12 protein-coding genes are annotated in these 16,709 nt (G+C 72.6%); 7 read left to right on the top strand and 5 right to left on the bottom strand.

From position 1 onward, the window contains the following. Positions 1 to 49 precede the first annotated feature (49 nt). The 4 genes from OO54_RS00195 to OO54_RS00180 all read right to left on the bottom strand — a co-directional run bounded on the left by OO54_RS00195 (position 50) and on the right by OO54_RS00180 (position 6,644). Positions 50 to 2,107, bottom strand: a complete 2,058-nt coding sequence (locus tag OO54_RS00195) for an MMPL family transporter (protein WP_106969960.1) — start codon at positions 2,105 to 2,107, stop codon at positions 50 to 52. A 214-nt stretch (positions 2,108 to 2,321) separates the two neighbouring features. Beyond that, entirely contained in the window at positions 2,322 to 2,951 is a 630-nt protein-coding gene (lepB, locus tag OO54_RS00190; protein WP_033200811.1) for a signal peptidase I, read from the bottom strand. Further along, positions 2,951 to 3,484, bottom strand: a complete 534-nt coding sequence (locus OO54_RS00185; protein WP_157856421.1) for an SMI1/KNR4 family protein — start codon at positions 3,482 to 3,484, stop codon at positions 2,951 to 2,953. Before OO54_RS00185 ends, lepB begins: the two co-directional genes overlap by 1 nt. A gap of 214 nt (positions 3,485 to 3,698) precedes the next feature. Beyond that, entirely contained in the window at positions 3,699 to 6,644 is a 2,946-nt protein-coding gene (locus OO54_RS00180) for an AfsR/SARP family transcriptional regulator (RefSeq protein WP_033200809.1), read from the bottom strand. 108 nt (positions 6,645 to 6,752) lie between these two features. Between OO54_RS00180 and OO54_RS00175 the strand changes: the two genes are divergently transcribed. Further along, complete coding sequence (locus tag OO54_RS00175) at positions 6,753 to 7,151, top strand: TOBE domain-containing protein (protein WP_033200808.1); 399 nt, start codon at positions 6,753 to 6,755, stop codon at positions 7,149 to 7,151. Positions 7,152 to 7,172: 21 nt separating this feature from the next. Here OO54_RS00175 and OO54_RS00170 read toward each other — a convergent pair whose 3' ends face one another. Beyond that, on the bottom strand, positions 7,173 to 8,711 hold the full coding sequence (locus OO54_RS00170) for a PucR family transcriptional regulator (RefSeq protein ID WP_033200807.1): 1,539 nt from the start codon (positions 8,709 to 8,711) through the stop codon (positions 7,173 to 7,175). 227 nt (positions 8,712 to 8,938) lie between these two features. Here OO54_RS00170 and OO54_RS00165 point away from each other — a divergent pair, with 227 nt between their 5' ends. The 6 genes from OO54_RS00165 (at position 8,939) to OO54_RS00140 (ending at position 16,660) form a co-directional block, all read left to right on the top strand. Further along, positions 8,939 to 9,775: an FAD binding domain-containing protein gene (locus tag OO54_RS00165; RefSeq protein ID WP_033200806.1), complete on the top strand. Its 837-nt coding sequence runs from the start codon at positions 8,939 to 8,941 to the stop codon at positions 9,773 to 9,775. Further along, positions 9,772 to 12,585, top strand: a complete 2,814-nt coding sequence (locus OO54_RS00160) for a molybdopterin-dependent oxidoreductase (RefSeq protein ID WP_033200805.1) — start codon at positions 9,772 to 9,774, stop codon at positions 12,583 to 12,585. The genes OO54_RS00165 and OO54_RS00160 overlap by 4 nt, the downstream gene beginning before the upstream one ends. Before the next feature lie 132 nt (positions 12,586 to 12,717). Next, a complete protein-coding gene (locus tag OO54_RS00155; protein WP_033200804.1) occupies positions 12,718 to 13,227 on the top strand; it encodes a molybdopterin-dependent oxidoreductase in 510 nt (169 codons plus the stop codon). Positions 13,228 to 13,337: 110 nt separating this feature from the next. After that, a complete protein-coding gene (locus OO54_RS00150; RefSeq protein ID WP_017241916.1) occupies positions 13,338 to 13,727 on the top strand; it encodes a TOBE domain-containing protein in 390 nt (129 codons plus the stop codon). An 89-nt stretch (positions 13,728 to 13,816) separates the two neighbouring features. Beyond that, positions 13,817 to 14,635: a molybdate ABC transporter substrate-binding protein gene (gene modA / locus OO54_RS00145; RefSeq protein WP_033200803.1), complete on the top strand. Its 819-nt coding sequence runs from the start codon at positions 13,817 to 13,819 to the stop codon at positions 14,633 to 14,635. 81 nt (positions 14,636 to 14,716) lie between these two features. Further along, a complete protein-coding gene (locus OO54_RS00140; protein ID WP_033200802.1) occupies positions 14,717 to 16,660 on the top strand; it encodes an ABC transporter permease in 1,944 nt (647 codons plus the stop codon). Positions 16,661 to 16,709 lie beyond the last annotated feature (49 nt).

Below are 16,709 nucleotides of genomic sequence, written 5' to 3'. Positions count from 1 at the left end.
CCGCGGGCAGGGGCCCCCGGTAGTCCCGGGAGCCCCCACCCGCCCCTGATCAGACCCGTACGGGCACCGGCTCGGTCGCGGACTCCGAACCGGGTTGCGGCTTGGGCCCCTTGGCCAGCGGACCCGGCCACCACACCTTCCGGCCGAGCAGCACGCTCGCGCTGGTGACGAGGTACGTGCGGACCAGGAAGGTGTCGAGCAGGACGCCGACCGCGATCACGAAGCCGAGCTCGGCCAGTTGCACCATCGGCATGTTCACGAGGACCGCGAAGGTCGCGGCGAGGACGAGTCCCGCCGAGGCGATCACGCCACCGGTCGTGCGCAGCGCGGTCAGGGCCGCGGCTCCCGGCTCCGTCCCGTTCAGGCACTCCTCGCGCATCCGGTGCATCAGGAAGATGCCGTAGTCGACGCCGAGGGCGACGAGGAAGACGAAGGAGAGCAGGCCGAGGCCGGGGTCGGTCCCCTCGAAGCCGAAGAGGGACTCGAAGACGAGGCCTCCGATGCCGAGGGCCGCGCCCCAGACGGCGACGACCGCGGCGACCAGGAGCAACGGGGCCACCAGGCTGCGCAGCAGCACGATCAGCACGATCGTCACCACGACGAGGACGAGCGGGACGACGATGTCCCGGTCCCGGGCGCTGGTGTCGGCCATGTCGAGTTGTTCGGCGCTCGGCCCGCCGACGTACACCCCCTCGCCGAGCGCGGACCGCAGCTCCTTGATGGTGGCGGTCTCCGCGGCGGACTGCGGCGGGTGCGCGGCGACGACGGAGATCTCCGTCCAGCCGTCGCCGCTGCGGCCGCGCTCGGCCTTCACGACGCCTTCCGTCGCGCGCGCCGTCTCCAGCGCTCCGGCGGAACCCGCCGTCGGGGCCACGACGGTGATCGGCTGGGTCCCCGTCTCCGGGTACGCGGCGGCCAGCGTCTTCATCGCGGCGACCGCCTCCGGGGTGGAGCTGAAGGAGTCCTCCTGCTTGAGGGCACCGGGCAGGTTCAGCGCGCCGAGGGCGAGGGCGGCCAGGGCCGCGGCGCCCGCAAGGAGGACGGCGAGCGGACGCCGGCCCGCCGAGGACCCCATCGCCGCGAAGAGCGAACGGCGCGTGGCCTTCGGCTCGCTTCCGTACGCCGGGATCAGCGGCCAGAACACCCGTCGGCCGAGCACCACGAGCAGGGCGGGCAGCAGCGTCGTCATGGCGACCAGGGCGCACAGCACCCCGACGGCGGCCGTGGGTCCCATGCCCCGGCTGCTGTTCATGTCGGCGGCGAGCAGGCACAGCATGCCGAGGGCGACGGTCCCGGAGGACGCGAGGACGGCGGGGCCGCAGCCGCGCAGGGCGGCGGCCATCGCGTCGTACGGACGCGGGACGCGGCGCAGCTCCTCGCGGTAGCGCGAGACGAGCAGCAGCGCGTAGTCCGTGCCGGCGCCGAAGACCAGGATCGTCATGACGCCCGTGCTCTGGCCGGACACGCTGATGTCGAAGCCCTGGTGGAGGGCGTAGGTCACGGCCATCGACAGGAAGTCCGCGACTCCGGCGACGGCCAGCGGGACGAGCCACAGGAACGGGCTGCGGTAGATGACGATCAGCAGGATCGCGACGACGGCGACGGTCGTGTAGAGCAGCGGACCGTCGAGCGAGTCGTACACCTCGCCGGCGTCCGTCGCGAGGGCGCCCGGACCCCCGACCTCGCCGCTCACCGTCTCGCGGATGTCGTGGACGAACGCGTCCCTGGCCTTCTCGTCCGAACCCGGCTCGGTGCTGGAGACCGCGTACAGAAGGGTGCTGCCGTCCTCGGAGGGGACGGCCCGGGGGGTCGAGCTGAGCGGATGCTCGGCCGCGACCCGCTCCACCTCACGGGCGGCGGTGGCCCTGTCGGCGGCGGTCAGGCCGCCCTCGCGGTGGTACACGAGCACGAGGTCCGTGGAGTCCCCGCCGGGCAACTGTTCGGTGATCCTCGCCACCTGCGTCGAGTCCGCGCTCCCCGGCAGGTAGTCCACGGCCCGGTCGCGCTGCACCTCTCCGAGCTTCCCCGCGAACGGTGCGGCCAGGGCGATCACGATCACCCACAGGGCCAGCACCCCCCACCCCACGAACCTCTTGCGGCCCTCCATTCGGGCCTCCCTCCATCGGTCCTCGTCTGTTCGCTCCCAGACTCCCGCCGTCGGGCGGGGGATTCGTCGCGCTGAGGACCGAGCCGAGGGGTACTCCCGCGGGCGTCGTGGAGGGCCGGTTACTCCCTGGGGAGTACGCGGACGGGACACGACCGCCGCGGGCCGCCGGAACGGGGGCGGCCCGCGGGCGACCGGCACCAGGGGGTCCGGACGGTCAGGTCCGGTCGGCCGTCCGGGCCGGGGTACGGGAGGCGATCTCCATGGTGAGCCCGACGGCGGCGCCGAGGACTCCGAGGAGCGCGGTCAGTACCAGCAGGAGCAGGCCGGTGTGGCTGTCGAGGGCCCGTGCCTGGACGCTGGTGGCCGGGACGCCGCCGGAGTGCGCGGCGAGGGAGTAGCGGGAGTCGTTGGAGTTCGCGCGGTGGTCGCCGAGGAGGAAGAGCGCGCCCTCGGGGACGACGACGTCGTACGCGGGGGCCGAGCCGGACGGGTCGCCGTCCTTCACGTACGGCTCCGTCAGCGGCTCGCCGTTCACCGTCACCGGTCCGCCGGGGCTCTGGCTCACGTGGTCGCCGCCGACGCCGATCACGCGGCGCAGGACGGGCCTGTTCTCATGACCGTCCTGCGACCGGTGGAGCACCACGTCACCCCGTCCGACCTCGCTCGCGTCGACGCGCTCGAAGAAGACGCGGTCGCCGCGCGGGTAGGTGGGGTTCATGGCGTCGCCGCTGACGGTGGCCGACGTGTACCCGGTGGCGAGGAGTGCGATCGCGCCCACGGCCGCGGCGAGCCCCGCCGCGCCCAGCACCCGTCCGGGGAGCCGCGGTCGGCGCCGGTCCGTCATCACACCGGGCCGATCGGGTAGAAGCCGGGGGCGGGCATCAAGCGCGCGATGGAGAAGGGTTCGAACCCCGGGTCCGTCAGGACGCGGTAGACGAACTCGGAGGTGGACATGCTCACCTCGTGCCAGGGGTACGGGTTGCCCCGGGTGACGATCGGCCAGGTCGCGGGATCCTCGTCGGCGGACGCCAGCCAGAAGTAGCCGCATTCCATCTCGGCGAAGGCCCATGGAATCAGGCCCCGGCGGCCGGGCCGGTACACGTGGTACGGCTCGAGGACCGGGTCGGGCCCTTCCTCGGGGCCGGTGTCGAGGACCGAGCGCCAGATGTGGGGCAGGTCGAACCGGCGGGTGGGGTCGACGCCGAGGACCCTCATGAACTCGGAGAATTCGCCCGTGCCGAACGTCTCGGCGAGTTTCTTGTAGTCCTCGGGCAATGCCGTTCCGAGTTCTTCTTCCATGCTGTTCCAGGGGAGTTCACGCCGAAGCGGCTCCCAGTTCGTGGCCTCGGCGATGCGCTCGACCCACATTCCTTCCACACTCCGATCGAAGAAACTGACGACACGCCGCAATGGCCGGGCCGGCGAACGGGATCCCGCGAGGCCACTGCGGGTGACCGTCGAGGCGATCTCCTTCCACGAATTCCCCGTCCGATACCCGGTCGGCACCGCCGACACCTCGGCCTGCACCCGCCCTTCGGACAGCGTCCTCGGCGTTACGGCCGGGATTATCGGCCTCTGATTTGGTGAGCTGTCAACTGACCGGACAATTCGACGCGAGGAGCGAGTCGGCCGTGACCAGAAGGCGAAGTTCGTCGAGTACGGGAGCGTCGGTCCTGTCCAGGGTCCGCAGCGCGCTCCTCCACCGCTCCCGAGCACCCGGCTCGTCACCCGAGGCGCGGAGGACGTGCCCGTGTTCGTGGTCGGCGAGGCCCGTCGCGTAAAGGTCACCACGCTCGGCGGCGAGGGTGCGCAGCGTCTCGCACGCGCGGTGAGCGGCTTCCAGCCGCCCCAGTACGCGCAGGGCGCGGGCCTCGCCGAGCCGGATCTCCCGCTCCGCGTTCCAGTGCGACGCTTCGGAGGCGACGGCGAGGCCCCGTGCGAAGTGGTCCAGCGCGAGGTCCGCCTCGTTCAGCGCGAGGTGGGCGTGTCCCAGGTTGCACAGGGCCATTTGCTGGACGAGGGGGTAGTCGCTGCGTTCGGCGGTCTCCAGACTCCGGCGGTGGTAGCGGACGGCCAGCCGGAGGTCGTGGAGTTCGGCGACGACTCCCTGGTGCCCGAGGAGGATGGCCTCCCGAGTGGCCGGGAGCTCCTCCGTCCGCAGGGCGAGGCACCGGTCGAGCGCCGCGCGCGCCTCAGCGCCACGGCCCAGTTCCTTCAGCAGAGCGGCCCGGTTGCCCAGCATCGACACCATCGCGCCGCGGTCGTGGGGCCCCTCCCCCACCACGATGGCCTCGTCGATGAGGATCAGTGCGTCGTGGAGATGGCCGGCCGTGTAGCAGATCCTGCCCAGGTCGAGCAGCGCCCGGTGGTGCGCCGCCACGTCTCCATGGGCCCGGGCGAGGCTGATGGTGGCATGGACGAGGCTCTTCATCTCCTCGATCCGTCCGCGGTCCTGCAGGTAGGGGAACAAGGCCTGCATCAACTCCAGGAGCCGGGCGTGGTCCAGGGGGCCGTCGCCGCCCTGCCGAGCGAGGAACAGCAGGTTCTCCCTCTCCTGGTCACCCCAGGCGAACGCTTCGGCGGGGTCGGAGAACGGAGCGGCCCCACGGGCCTCCCAGTCCCGGGCGACCGCGCTCGGGGTCGAGCACCGGAGTGCCGTCGCCGCCTGTCCGGCCTTGGCGGTGTACCAGGGCAGCGCTCGGGCGACCGCGGCGGCGCACTCCTCCTGCTCGTCCTCCCGGCGGGCGAGCTCGCGGGCGAAGACGCGGACGAGATCGTGGGCCGAGTACCTGCCGTCACTGACGTCTTCGAGGAGCGCGACCTCCACGAGCCGGTCGAGGGCCTCCTCCGCCTCCCGCTCCCCGGTGCCCATGAGCCGGGCGACGAGGAAGGTCGGATAGGTGGGCAGGTCCAGCGCTCCGATCCTGAGGAGGGCGAGTCCCGCGTTCCGATCACGTGGGGCGTCGGAAGCGCGCAGGGCGGCGTATGCCACGCCGAGCGAGCGACGCACGCTCAGGTCGTCGAGGTCGAAGTGGTCGAGGCGCTGTTCCTGGGCGGCGAGGCGGTCCACGAGGTTCCGGGCCGTCAGGACACGGCGCGTGGCGAGTCGAGCCGCCGTCACCCGCAGCGCGAGGGGCAGCCGGCCGCACAACGCCACGAGTTCGCCCACGGCGTCGTCGTCGGCGGCGGTCCAGGTGCGTCCGGATGCCCGGGCCAGCAGCTGGGCACCTTCCGCGGAGGACAGCAGGGCGAGCGGCGTGTGCAGGGCGGGGTCGAGCGTGCCGAGGGGCAGCCGACTGGTGATCAGCACGGCGCACCCCGGCGCCGCGGGCAGCAGGGGCCGGACCTGGCCGGCCGAAGCCGCGTCGTCGAGCACCAGGAGCGTGCGCGTACCGGCCAGGACCGAGCGCAGCAGCGCTGAGGCCGCCTGCACGTCCGAGGGAAGGGAACGGGCCGCCACGCCGAGCCCGCAGAGGAGCGCGGTGAGTGCCTGGGCCGGGTCGAGAGGCGGTATGCCGGGGGTGGCGCCGTGCAGGTTGAGGAACAGCTGTCCGTCGGGGAAGGCGGCACGCAGGCCGTCCGCGGCATGCAGGGCGAGGCCGGTCTTGCCGACACCCGCCATACCGCTCACGACGGCGACCGCGGTGTGCGCGCTCTGTGCCGTCAGCGCGGCGCGGAGGGCCGTGATCTCGTCCGTGCGGCCCACGAACTCGGTCGGCGGCATGGGCAGTTGGGCGGGGCGGAGCGCCCTCGGCGGCGCGGCCGGAGGTTCGGTGTCCGGGCGGAGCCGCTCCGGGCGCGGCTCCGAGGAGAGGATCTCCTGGTTCACCTCCTGGATCGCGGCACCGGGCTCGACGCCCAGTTCCTCGACGAGGGTCCCGCGCAGGCTGTGGAAGACGAGGATCGCTTCCGCCTTCCGGCCGGTGCGGTCGAGGACGAGCATCAGTTGCCGGTGGAAGGCCTCCCGTAGCGGATGCTCCTTCACCAGGGCTCCGAGTTCCGTGGCCAGGCCGTCGAGTCGGCCGAGCCGCAGGAGGGCGTCGAAGCGGCATTCCAGGGCTTCGAGCCGCTGTTCCTGATAGGAGACGACCCGTGGATGGGTGGCGAAGGCAGGCAGGTCGGCAAGCGGCGAGCCTCGCCACAGCCGCAGGGCCGACGTCGCCTCTTCGTTCGCGGTCCGCCAGTCTCCCTCGCCCAGGCGGCGCTGGGCGCGGGACAGCCGCCGCGCGAACGCCTCGCCGTCCAGCTCCCCCTCTCCGACCCGGAGCTGGAACCCGTGCCGGACGGAGCGAAGGCGCTCACCGTCGCTCCCGCCGAGGGCGCGCCTGAGCCGTCCGACGTGGTTGTGCAGGGATGCGGTGGCCGTGGGCGGCTGCCGCTCGCCCCACATGACGTCCTTCACCGCGTCCATGGACACGATGCCGCCCGGTTCGAGCAGCAGCGCCGCCAACAGCAGTTTCGACTTCGGCTGGACGATGGGACGCGCCTCGCCGTCGTCGTCCCATACGGTCAGCGCCCCCAGTACACCGAACTTCACCGGCCACCCCCGTTTGCCCGGAAAGCTTTCATGATCGTTCAGGTCTCCGGATCCCGCAACCGAGAGGGGGCCCGGCCTGATCGGCAAGACACCCCCTAGAGTGCGGGTGTGCCGTCATACAGCATTGGGCAGGCAGCGCAGCTGCTCGGAGTGAGTTCGGAGACCGTTCGCCGGTGGGCGGACGGTGGGAAGCTCGCCATGGAGCGGGACGGCGCCGGCAAGAGGGTGATCGAGGGGACGGCTCTGGCCCGTTTCGCGCAGGAGCGGGGTGCCGGGCTCCACGCGGTTCCGGAGGACGACGTGTCGACCTCCGTCCGGAACTCCTTCGTGGGGATCGTCACGGGGGTGAAGGTCGACGACGTGGCCGCGCAGGTGGAGATCCAGTCCGGACCGCACCGTCTGGTCTCGCTCGTGACGAGGGAGGCCGTGGAGGAGCTGGGGCTCGACGTCGGGGTCACGGTCACCGCCCGGGTGAAGTCGACCAGCGTGCACATCGACCTGCCCTGACCGCGTCCGGCGCACGGACCGTCACCGGCAGAGCAGTGCCGCGCGCAGGTCCGCCTTGTGCTCCAGCCGCGACAGGTCCCGGCCGGTGAGCGCCTCGATGCGTTCGACGCGGTAGTGGACGGTGTTGACGTGGACGTGGAGGGCCTCGGCGGTCCTCGCCCACGAGCAGTCGTGCGCGAGGAAGACCTCCAGGGTGTCCAGGAGCATGGTGCTCGACCCCCGGCCGGCGCCGAGGAGCGGCCCCAGAACGGTCTGGCGGTACACGTTCCGTACGTCGGCGGGGATGCCGGCGATCAGCTTGCCCAGCCCGTCGAGGTCGTCGAGGCCTGCGACGCGAGGTGACGACGGCGCCGCGGTGCGGACCGACGCCAAGGCGTAACGGGCCTGCGTCAGAGCGGTGTTCAGTCCGGCCGGGGTGGCCGCGGCCCCACTCACCCCCGCGTGCAGGGCGATGTCCGGGCTGCAGGCGTGGATCAGCGGCCACACGTCACCCAGCCGGGCGCGTACACCCGGCGCCGCCTCCCTCGGGTGCGCGACCACCGCCATCGTCTCGTCACCCGTGCCGTCGGCGACCGCGAACGCGACGGAGGGGACGTGACGCAGCGCCTCCGTGAGTGCCGCGACGCCGGGGGCGACGGTCTCCCCGTGCGTCTCCGGGGCCGCGACGACCACGGTGTACGCGTCCGCGTCACCGAGGCCACAGGACGCCAGGGCGCTGTGGACGCGGTGGGCGTCGAACCGCGGGGCGCCCACGGCGTCCGCGAGTTCCGCGCACGCGGCACTGCCCGCCGCCCGGTTCCGGTCCTGTCGGCGCCGGTGACGGCCGAGGAGTTCGGCTATCTCCTGGAGGACCCTCGGGGGCACCTGGCCCGCCTCGGGCAGGTGCAGGTGCCAGGTGTCGTAGACCGTCGCGCCCTCGGTCTCGACGCGGACCGTCGTTCCGTGCCCGCCGCGCACGAGTTCCGCGGCGCGCGGGGCGGGCAGCTCCGCCGCGGCGGCACCGGTCCGGGCGACCGTTCGGCCGCTGCCGGTCAGCAGGTGGCAGGCGGGCGTGCCGAGGTGGGCGAACGCCCGGTCGAGCAACTCGCCCTCCGGCGCACCGCTCCGCAGCGCGCGATCGAGGTCCAGGCGGACGTTCTCCGGCAACGCGAAGTGGTCCGTGGGCCGCCGGCTGAGCTCGCTCCACTGCCGGAGGTAGACCGCTTCGGTGATCGCCCGGAAGGTCGTGTGCGCCGGCACGGCGATCAGGGTGACGCGGTGCGCGCGGCAGGCCTCGGCCAGCTCCCGCGGCACCTCCCCGTGTGTCTCCTCCCCCGCGAGCAGCGCCACCGCGCCGGCCTCGCGCAGGGCGGAGACGAAGCGTTCGGTCTTGCCCGGTCCGCCGTCCGGGCTCCACCACACGAGGCCGCTGAGGACGATCTCCCCCGGTTGGAGGAACCGCGCCGGATCCTCCAGGTCGGTCGCCGTCACGCCGCCGATCTCCTGGCCGAGCAGCGTCTCGTCGCCCCAGACGAGGGAGAGGTCCAGACGGTCGAGGCGGAGGAGATGGTCGACGTGCATCAGAGGCTCCCAGCGTGGTCGCGGGACAAATCCGCGCTCACATTCACGAGGCGAATGCGAGACGGCACATCGTAGATGCCAAAGCCCTAGCGCAAAACAGCTCTTGGTTGATTCTCCAGGGCGCGGCCCTGCGAGGTGGACGTTTTCCGGCTTCCCGTCCAGTCGTGCCGCGCTGCCTCACCCGGCTTCACTGGCCTGAACACACCGGTCGGAAGGCATGGGCAGGGATGGATCTGAACACGATCGCGGACGTGAGGGACGCGCGTCGGCACGAGCCGTGGCGGCCGGGCGACGCATGGCTCGGCGGCGGCACGTACCTCTTCTCCGAGCCGCAGCCGCATCTGCGCCGGCTGGTCGACCTGAGCCGGATGGGCTGGGAACCGCTCATCCGGCACGAGGACGGTTCGCTGGAGATCGCGGCGACGTGCACCATCGCCCAGTTGTCCCGCTTCGGGCGGCGGCTCCTGGACGCGCCCGCGGCGCCGCTGTTCGAGCAGTGCTGCCGGGCCTTCCTCGCCTCGTTCAAGATCTGGAACACGGCGACGGTCGGCGGCAACCTGTGCAACGGCCTGCCGGCCGGGCCGATGGTCTCGCTCACCGCCGCGCTCGACGGCACGTGTCTGCTCCGGGCCCAGGACGGCTCGCTGCGCGAGGCGAAGGTCGTCGACTTCATCACCGGCGCCGGCGTCAAGGACCTCGCGGAAGGCGAGCTCCTGCGCTCGGTGACCCTGCCCGCCCGGGCGCTGGAGTGCCGAACGGCGTTCCGGCAGGCCTCGCTGTACGGCCTCGGCCGCTCCGGCGCGCTGGTCATCGGGACGCTCGACCCGGTGGACGGTTCGCTGGCGGTGACGGTCAGCGCGGCGACCACACGGCCGTTCCGGTTCTGGTTCCCGCTGCCGCCCGACCGCGAGCGACTGCGCCGGGCGGTCGACGAGGCGGTCCGCCCCGACGAATGGTTCGACGACATCCACGGACTGCCCGAGTGGCGACGGCACATGGGCCTGCGACTCGCCGAGGAAGTCCGCCGCGAACTCACCGCCCTGACGGAAGGAGGAGTCCGATGAGCCCGCACACCGAGGGATTCCGGCTCCATGTGAACGGCCGGTCCCACCAGGAGGAACCGCGCGCCGGCCAGTGTCTGCGCACCTATCTCCGGGAGCACGGCTGGTTCGGCGTGAAGAAGGGGTGCGACGCCGGCGACTGCGGAGCCTGCACCGTGCACGTCGACGGGGAGCCCGTGCACAGCTGTCTCTACCCGGCCGTGCGGGCCGGGGGCCGCTCCGTCACCACGGTGGAGGGGCTGGCCACCCGGGACGGTGAACTCCACCCCGTGCAGCAGAGGTTCCTCGACGCTCAGGGCTATCAGTGCGGCTTCTGTACCGCCGGGTTCCTCATGACGACGGCGGCGCTGGAGGCGGAACGGGGCTCCGCGCACGACGACGGGAAGCTCGACGACCTCCCGCGCGCGTTCAAGGGCAACATCTGCCGCTGCACGGGCTACCGGGCGATCGAGGACGCCGTGCGGGGCGTCAAGCACACCGAACGGCCCTGTGCGGGCCAGGCGGTGGGGCGGAACGTCGGTGCCCCGGCCGGACCGCAGGTCGTCACCGGCACGGCCCGCTACACCTTCGACGTCGAGGTGCCGGGCCTCCTCCACATGAAGCTGCTGCGTTCGCCGCACCCGCACGCCCGGATCGTCGCGATCGACACCGCGGCCGCGCTGCGTGTCCCCGGGGTGGTCGGCGTCCTCACGCACGAGGACGCGCCGGCGACGCTGTACTCCTCCGCCCGCCACGAGCATCCGAGGGAGGACCCCGACGACACCCGGGTCCTGGACGACGTCGTCCGGTACGTCGGACAACGGGTCGCGGCCGTCGTCGCCGACAGCGAGCAGGCGGCCGAGGAGGGCTGCCGCCGGATCGAGGTGACGTACGAGGAACTGCCGTACGTCACCGACCCGGAGGAGGCGATGCGGCCCGGCGCGCCCGTCATCCACGCCGGCAAGGGGCCCGAGGCCCGCATCGCCTGGGTCGAGAACAACGTGGCAGGTGAGGTGCACGGCGAGATCGGCGACGTGGAGCGCGGTTTCGCCGAGGCCGACGTGGTGTACGAGGAGACGTTCCGCACCCAGCGCGTGCAGCACGCCAGCCTGGAGACGCACGGCTGCGTCGCCTACTTCGAACCGAAGGAGGACGGTTCGGGAGAACGGCTGACCGTGCGCTCCTCCACCCAGACGCCGTTCCTGACCCGGCGGGCGCTCTGCGCGCTGTACGGCCTGCCGGAGGACGAGGTGCGGGTGGTCGCGGGCCGCGTCGGCGGCGGCTTCGGGGGCAAGCAGGAGATGCTCACCGAGGACGTCGTCACCCTCGCCGCACTCAGGCTGCGGCGGCCGGTGAAGCTGGAGTACACGCGGGCCGAGCAGTTCTACGGAGCCACCACTCGGCACCCGTTCACCATCGGCGTCAAGGTCGGGGCGCGCGCTGACGGGACGCTGACGGCCGTGCAGATGCGGGTGGTGTCGAACACCGGCGCGTACGGCAACCACGGCCCGGCCGTGATGTTCCACAGCGTCGGCGAGTCCTTCGCCGTCTACCGCGCCCCGCACAAGAAGGTCGACGCCTGGTCCGTCTACACCAACGCGGTCCCGGCCGGCGCCTTCCGCGGCTACGGCCTGGGCCAGGTCACCTTCGCCGTCGAGTCGGTCATGGACGAGCTGGCCCGCCGGCTCGGCGTGGACCCGCTCGTCTTCCGCGAGAGGAACGTCATCGGCCCGGGCGAGGCCATGCGCAGTCCGATCGGCGAGGAGGAGGACCTGCACATCGCGTCCTACGGCCTCGACCAGTGCTTGTCCGTCGTACGGAAGGCCATCGCCGAGGACCGCAGCGCGGAGGACGCTCCCGAAGGATGGCTGACCGGTCAGGGCACCGGGATGGCGATGATCGCCACCGGGCCGCCCGGCGGACACTACGCCGACGCCCGCGTCTCGCTCCTGGAGGACGGCACGTACGACATCGCCGTCGGCACCGCCGAGTTCGGCAACGGCACCACCACCGTCCACAAGCAGATCACCGCCGGCGCCCTGAACACCACCGAGGACCGGCTCGCCGTCCGCCGGTCCGACACGGACGTCGTACGCCACGACACCGGGGCCTTCGGCTCCGCCGGCACCGTCTTCGCCGGCAAGGCCGTCCTGCTCGCCGCGACCTCCCTGGCCGAACGGCTGCGCACCCTGGCCGCCCGGCACACGGGGGTGGCCCGGCACCTGTGCGTCCTCGGCGCCGAGTCCGTGGACTGCGCGGGCCGGACGGTGACGCTGAAGGAGCTGTACGAGGCAGGGCACGCCCTCGGCGCGACGAAGGAGCTGGGGGCGGACGGCCACTGGGGCGGCTCACCCCGCTCGGTCGCCTTCAACGCCCAGTGGTTCCGCCTCGCCGTCGACCCCGCGACCGGCGAGATCCGCATCCTCCGCAGCGTCCACGCCGCCGACGCCGGCAAGGTCATGAACCCCATGCAGTGCCGCGGCCAGGTCGAGGGCGGCGTCGCGCAGGCCCTCGGTGCCACGCTCTTCGAGACCGTCCGGATCGACGACCGCGGCGAGGTCACCACCGCCGCCTTCCGCCGCTACCGGCTCCCCCAGTACGCGGACGTCCCCCGCACCGAGGTCCACTTCACCGAGACGTCCGACGCGATCGGCCCGCTCGGCGCCAAGTCCATGAGCGAAAGCCCGTTCAACCCCGTCGCCCCCGCGTTCGCCAACGCCCTGCGCGACGCCACGGGGATCCGCTTCACCGAGCTGCCGGTGACCCGCGACCGCGTCTGGCTCGCCCTCGACCGGAAGGAGCGCGACGTCGGTCGATGGACCGGGAGGATGTGAGCGACCGACTCGTATCAAGCTCACGAATACCGGGTGTCAGGCCGGATTGACATGGCAAACACGATTCCCTGCTTCGGCGGTCGGGTATCACTGCGCGCAGCCGCCGCACCGACCGTCCCGGAGGGACCGACGATGAGCCGACCGAGCGCCACGCCCCACGCGACGCCCGTGACCACACCCGCACCCGGGTCCTTCGCACTCTGGGGGGACGTGGCCGACCCCGCCACGCTCACCGTCGCCGACCTGCGCGAAGGGTGGGAGCAGCACCGGGCCGATGTGGTCTTCGACTGCGCGTCGGCGGGACCCCAGCGCCACACCTTCGCCGGCCCCCTCCTGCGCGAGGTCATGGCCGTGGCACGTCCCGGCTTCGATCCCGCCCGCCGCAAGGAGCGCTCCCGCTTCCTGGTGACGGTGAGCGGCGGCGACGGGCACCACACCGTCCTGGCGTGGGCCGAGATCGACGCCGACTTCGGCAACGTCCCCGTACTGCTCGCGACCCGCATGGACGACGAGGAACTCGACACCGCCGGCACCCAGCTCGTCGTGCCCTCCGACCGCTGCGGCGCCCGCTACGTCAGCGCCGTCACCGGGATCTGGATCGGTGCCCACCGGCTTCCCGGAACCCCTTCGTCCGACGGGTGAGACGGACGGGCGACTCCGCTCGTCCCTTCCTCCAACCCACCTCTCATTCGCCATGGAGACTCCCACGACTTTGTTGCAGATGAGCGTGATCTCGCCCTACCGTGTCGCATATGCAGTCCTACACCATCGGGCAGGCCGCTCGTCTGCTGGGCGTGAGCCCCGACACGGCACGGCGCTGGGCCGACGCGGGCCGGGTGGCGACCCACCGCGACGAGAGCGGTCGGCGCGTGATCGACGGCAAGTCGCTGGCCGCGTTCTCCGTGGAGATCGCGTCCGGCGAGGACGACGACGCGTCGTACACCTCCGCGCGCAACGCGTTCCCCGGCATCGTCACCGCGATCAAGCTCGGTGACATCGCGGCCCAGGTCACCATCCAGGCCGGGCCGCACCGCCTGGTCTCCCTCCTCACCCGCGAGGCCGTGGAGGAACTGGGACTGGAAGTCGGCATGCAGGCCACCGCCCGCGTGAAGTCGACCAGCGTGCACATCGACCGCACCTGACTCCCCTCACGCAGTACCGAGATCCCTCGGCCGTCGGCGCGGCCGGCCTCTCCCCCGCACCTTCCTCTCGTCCCCAAGGAGTTCGCCTCATGTCCCGCACCCTCACCCCGGCCAGACGTCGTACCGCTGCCGCCGCCCTCACCGCCGCCCTCCTCGTCCCGCTGGCGGCCTGCTCGTCGAACGACGACACCAAGAAGGACACCGCGGGCTCCCCGGCCTCCGGCTCGGCGGGCGCCGCGCCCACGGCGAACCTCACCGTCCTGGCCGCCGCGTCCCTCACCGACGTGTTCAAGACGGCAGGCGCCGCCTACGAGAAGTCCCACCCCGGCACCAAGCTCACCTTCTCCTTCGCCGGCTCGCAGGAGCTCGTCGCCCAGGTCTCGCAGGGCTCCCCCGCCGACGTCCTGGTCACCGCCGACACCAAGAGCATGGACAAGGTGAAGGCCGACACGACCACCCCGGCGATCATCGCGAAGAACCGGCTCGTCATCGCCACCGGCGAGGGCAACCCGTTCAAGGTCGACGACCTGAAGGACCTCGCGGACACCAAGCTCAAGGTCGTCCTCGCGGCGCCCGAGGTGCCCGCCGGCAAGTACAGCGAGAAGATCCTGGACGCCCAGAAGATCACCGTGAAGCCGGTCTCCCAGGAGCCCAACGTCCGCGCGGTGCTCAGCAAGGTCGAGCTGGGCGAGGCCGACGCCGGTCTCGTCTACAAGACCGACGCCGAGAGCGCGAAGGACAAGGTCGACGCCGTCGAGATCCCCGACGACCAGAACGCCATCGCCCAGTACCCGGCCGCCACGCTGAAGGACTCGAAGAACGCCGAGGCCGCCGCCGCGTTCGTCGCCTGGCTGTCCTCGCCCGAGGGCCAGAAGATCCTCCAGGACGCCGGCTTCCAGAAGCCGTAACCCGGCCCCGGAACGTGAGAGGGTGCCCGTCACGGGGGGACGGGCAGCCTCTCACACCCCACGCTCCTCCCAGGAACTCCGATGAAACGAGCAGGCATACGTACTTCCGGCACCCGCCCGCCCCTCCTCCTGGCGCTGCCCGCGCTGGCGGCCGTGACCTTCCTGAGCCTGCCCCTGGTCGGCATCCTCGTACGGACCGAGTGGACCGAACTCGCCGACCATCTGAGCTCACCGGGCACCGTCCAGGCGCTCCAGCTCTCGCTCCTCGTGTCCTTCTGGGCGCTGGGGCTTTCGCTGCTGCTCGGCGTCCCGCTCGCCTGGCTGCTCGCCCGGGTGCCGTTCCCCGGCAAGGCGGTCGTCCGCTCACTCGTCCTGCTCCCCATGGTGCTGCCGCCCACCGTCGGCGGCGTCGCCCTGCTCCTGGCCTTCGGGCGGCGCGGGCTCCTCGGGCCGTGGCTGGAGGAGACCTTCGGCATCACCCTGCCGTTCCACACCTCCGGGGCCGTGCTCGCCGCGACCTTCGTCGCCATGCCCTTCCTCGTCATCAGCCTGGAGGGCGCGCTCGGCGGACTGCGTCTCCGTTACGAGGAGACCGCGGCCTCCCTCGGCGCCTCACCGGTGCGCGTCTTCTTCACCGTGACCCTGCCCATGGTGGCGCCGGGGGTCATCGCGGGCGCCGCGCTGACCTGGGCCCGGGCCCTCGGCGAGTTCGGCGCGACCATCACCTTCGCCGGCAACCTGCCCGGGACGACCCAGACCCTGCCGCTCCAGGTCTATCTGCTGCTGCAGGACGAGCCCGAAGCCGCGACATCCGTGTCACTGCTGCTGCTCGCCATCGCCATGGCCGTGCTGATCGCCCTGCGGGGACGCTGGACGGGCACACCGGCCGACCGCGAGCGCCGCACCGGACCCGAGAACGGCGAGCAGCCGATCGCCGCAGAGCCGACGGCCGACGTCACCCAGGCCGCTCCGCCCGCGCCCACGGAGGGACGCTGGGCGCTGCGCGCCGAGGTCACGGGCTTCACCCGGCTCACCCTCGCCGCCGAACCCGGCACCACCATCGCCGTCGTGGGACCGAACGGCGCCGGCAAGACCACCCTCCTCCGGGCCCTGCTCGGCCTCACGCCCCGCGCCCACGCGGACCTCATCCTCGGCGGCACCGACGTCACCGCCCTGCCCCCGCACCGGCGGCGGGTCGCCTGGGTGCCCCAGGACGGCGCCCTCTTCCCCCACATGACGGCCCTCGCCAACACCGCTTACGGCCTGCGCGCCCAAGGCGTCCCGCGGACCGAGGCCCGGCGGGAGGCGCGGGCCTGGCTCGACCGCCTCGGAGTCGGCCACCTCGCCCACCGCCGGCCGGCCCAGCTGTCCGGCGGGCAGGCCGGTCGCGTCGCCCTCGCCCGTGCGCTGGCCGCACGCCCCCGGCTGCTCGTCCTCGACGAACCGCTCGCCGCCCTCGACCAGACCACCCGCGCCCACGTGCGCCACACCCTGCGCACGCACCTGGCCGGCTTCGGCGGCGTGTGCCTCATCGTCACCCACGACCCCGTCGAGGCCGTCTCGCTCGCCGACCGCGTCCTCGTCCTCGACGACGGCCGTGCGCTCCAGGACGCCGCGCCGTCCGAGGTCACCCGCCATCCCCGATCGCCGTGGGTGGCCCGGATGCTCGGCCGCAACGCCTGGCCCGGCACGGCCACCCCGGAGGGCCTCGCGCTCGACGGCGGCGGCGTCCTGGTGGCGACCGACCCGCCGGCGGCGGGCACCCCGGCGCTCGCGATCGTCGCGCCGGAATCGGTGTCGGTCCATCGCGAGAAGCCCGCCGGCAGCCCCCGTAACGTCTGGCCCGGAACCGTACGCGAGATCACCGCGAGCGGCAGTCGGCTGCGTGTCCTGATCACCTCCGACGAGGCGCCCGACCTCGTCGCCGAGATCACCCCGCAGGCCGCCGCCGAACTCGGACTCGCCGACGGCGTGCCCGTCTGGACGAGCCTCAAGGCGACCGAGGCCACGGTCGTGGCTCTCTGACTCCCGTTCACGGTCCGCCGCGCCGGAACCGTTCCGGTCGGCGACCGGG

Origin of the sequence: Streptomyces wedmorensis (genome assembly GCF_000716445.1) — a bacterium.
GTDB lineage: Bacteria > Actinomycetota > Actinomycetes > Streptomycetales > Streptomycetaceae > Streptomyces > Streptomyces wedmorensis.
This window is presented reverse-complemented; position numbering and strand designations above follow the sequence as displayed.

Excerpts from the sequence above, each read along its gene's own strand:
- OO54_RS00195 (WP_106969960.1), bottom strand. The coding sequence starts at position 2,107 with ATGGAGGGCCGCAAGAGGTTCGTGGGGTGGGGGGTGCTGGCCCTGTGG.
- lepB (WP_033200811.1), bottom strand. The coding sequence starts at position 2,951 with ATGACGGACCGGCGCCGACCGCGGCTCCCCGGACGGGTGCTGGGCGCG.
- OO54_RS00170 (WP_033200807.1), bottom strand. The coding sequence starts at position 8,711 with ATGCACGTCGACCATCTCCTCCGCCTCGACCGTCTGGACCTCTCCCTC.
- OO54_RS00165 (WP_033200806.1), top strand. The coding sequence starts at position 8,939 with ATGGATCTGAACACGATCGCGGACGTGAGGGACGCGCGTCGGCACGAG.
- OO54_RS00160 (WP_033200805.1), top strand. The coding sequence starts at position 9,772 with ATGAGCCCGCACACCGAGGGATTCCGGCTCCATGTGAACGGCCGGTCC.
- OO54_RS00155 (WP_033200804.1), top strand. The coding sequence starts at position 12,718 with ATGAGCCGACCGAGCGCCACGCCCCACGCGACGCCCGTGACCACACCC.
- OO54_RS00150 (WP_017241916.1), top strand. The coding sequence starts at position 13,338 with ATGCAGTCCTACACCATCGGGCAGGCCGCTCGTCTGCTGGGCGTGAGC.
- modA (WP_033200803.1), top strand. The coding sequence starts at position 13,817 with ATGTCCCGCACCCTCACCCCGGCCAGACGTCGTACCGCTGCCGCCGCC.
- OO54_RS00140 (WP_033200802.1), top strand. The coding sequence starts at position 14,717 with ATGAAACGAGCAGGCATACGTACTTCCGGCACCCGCCCGCCCCTCCTC.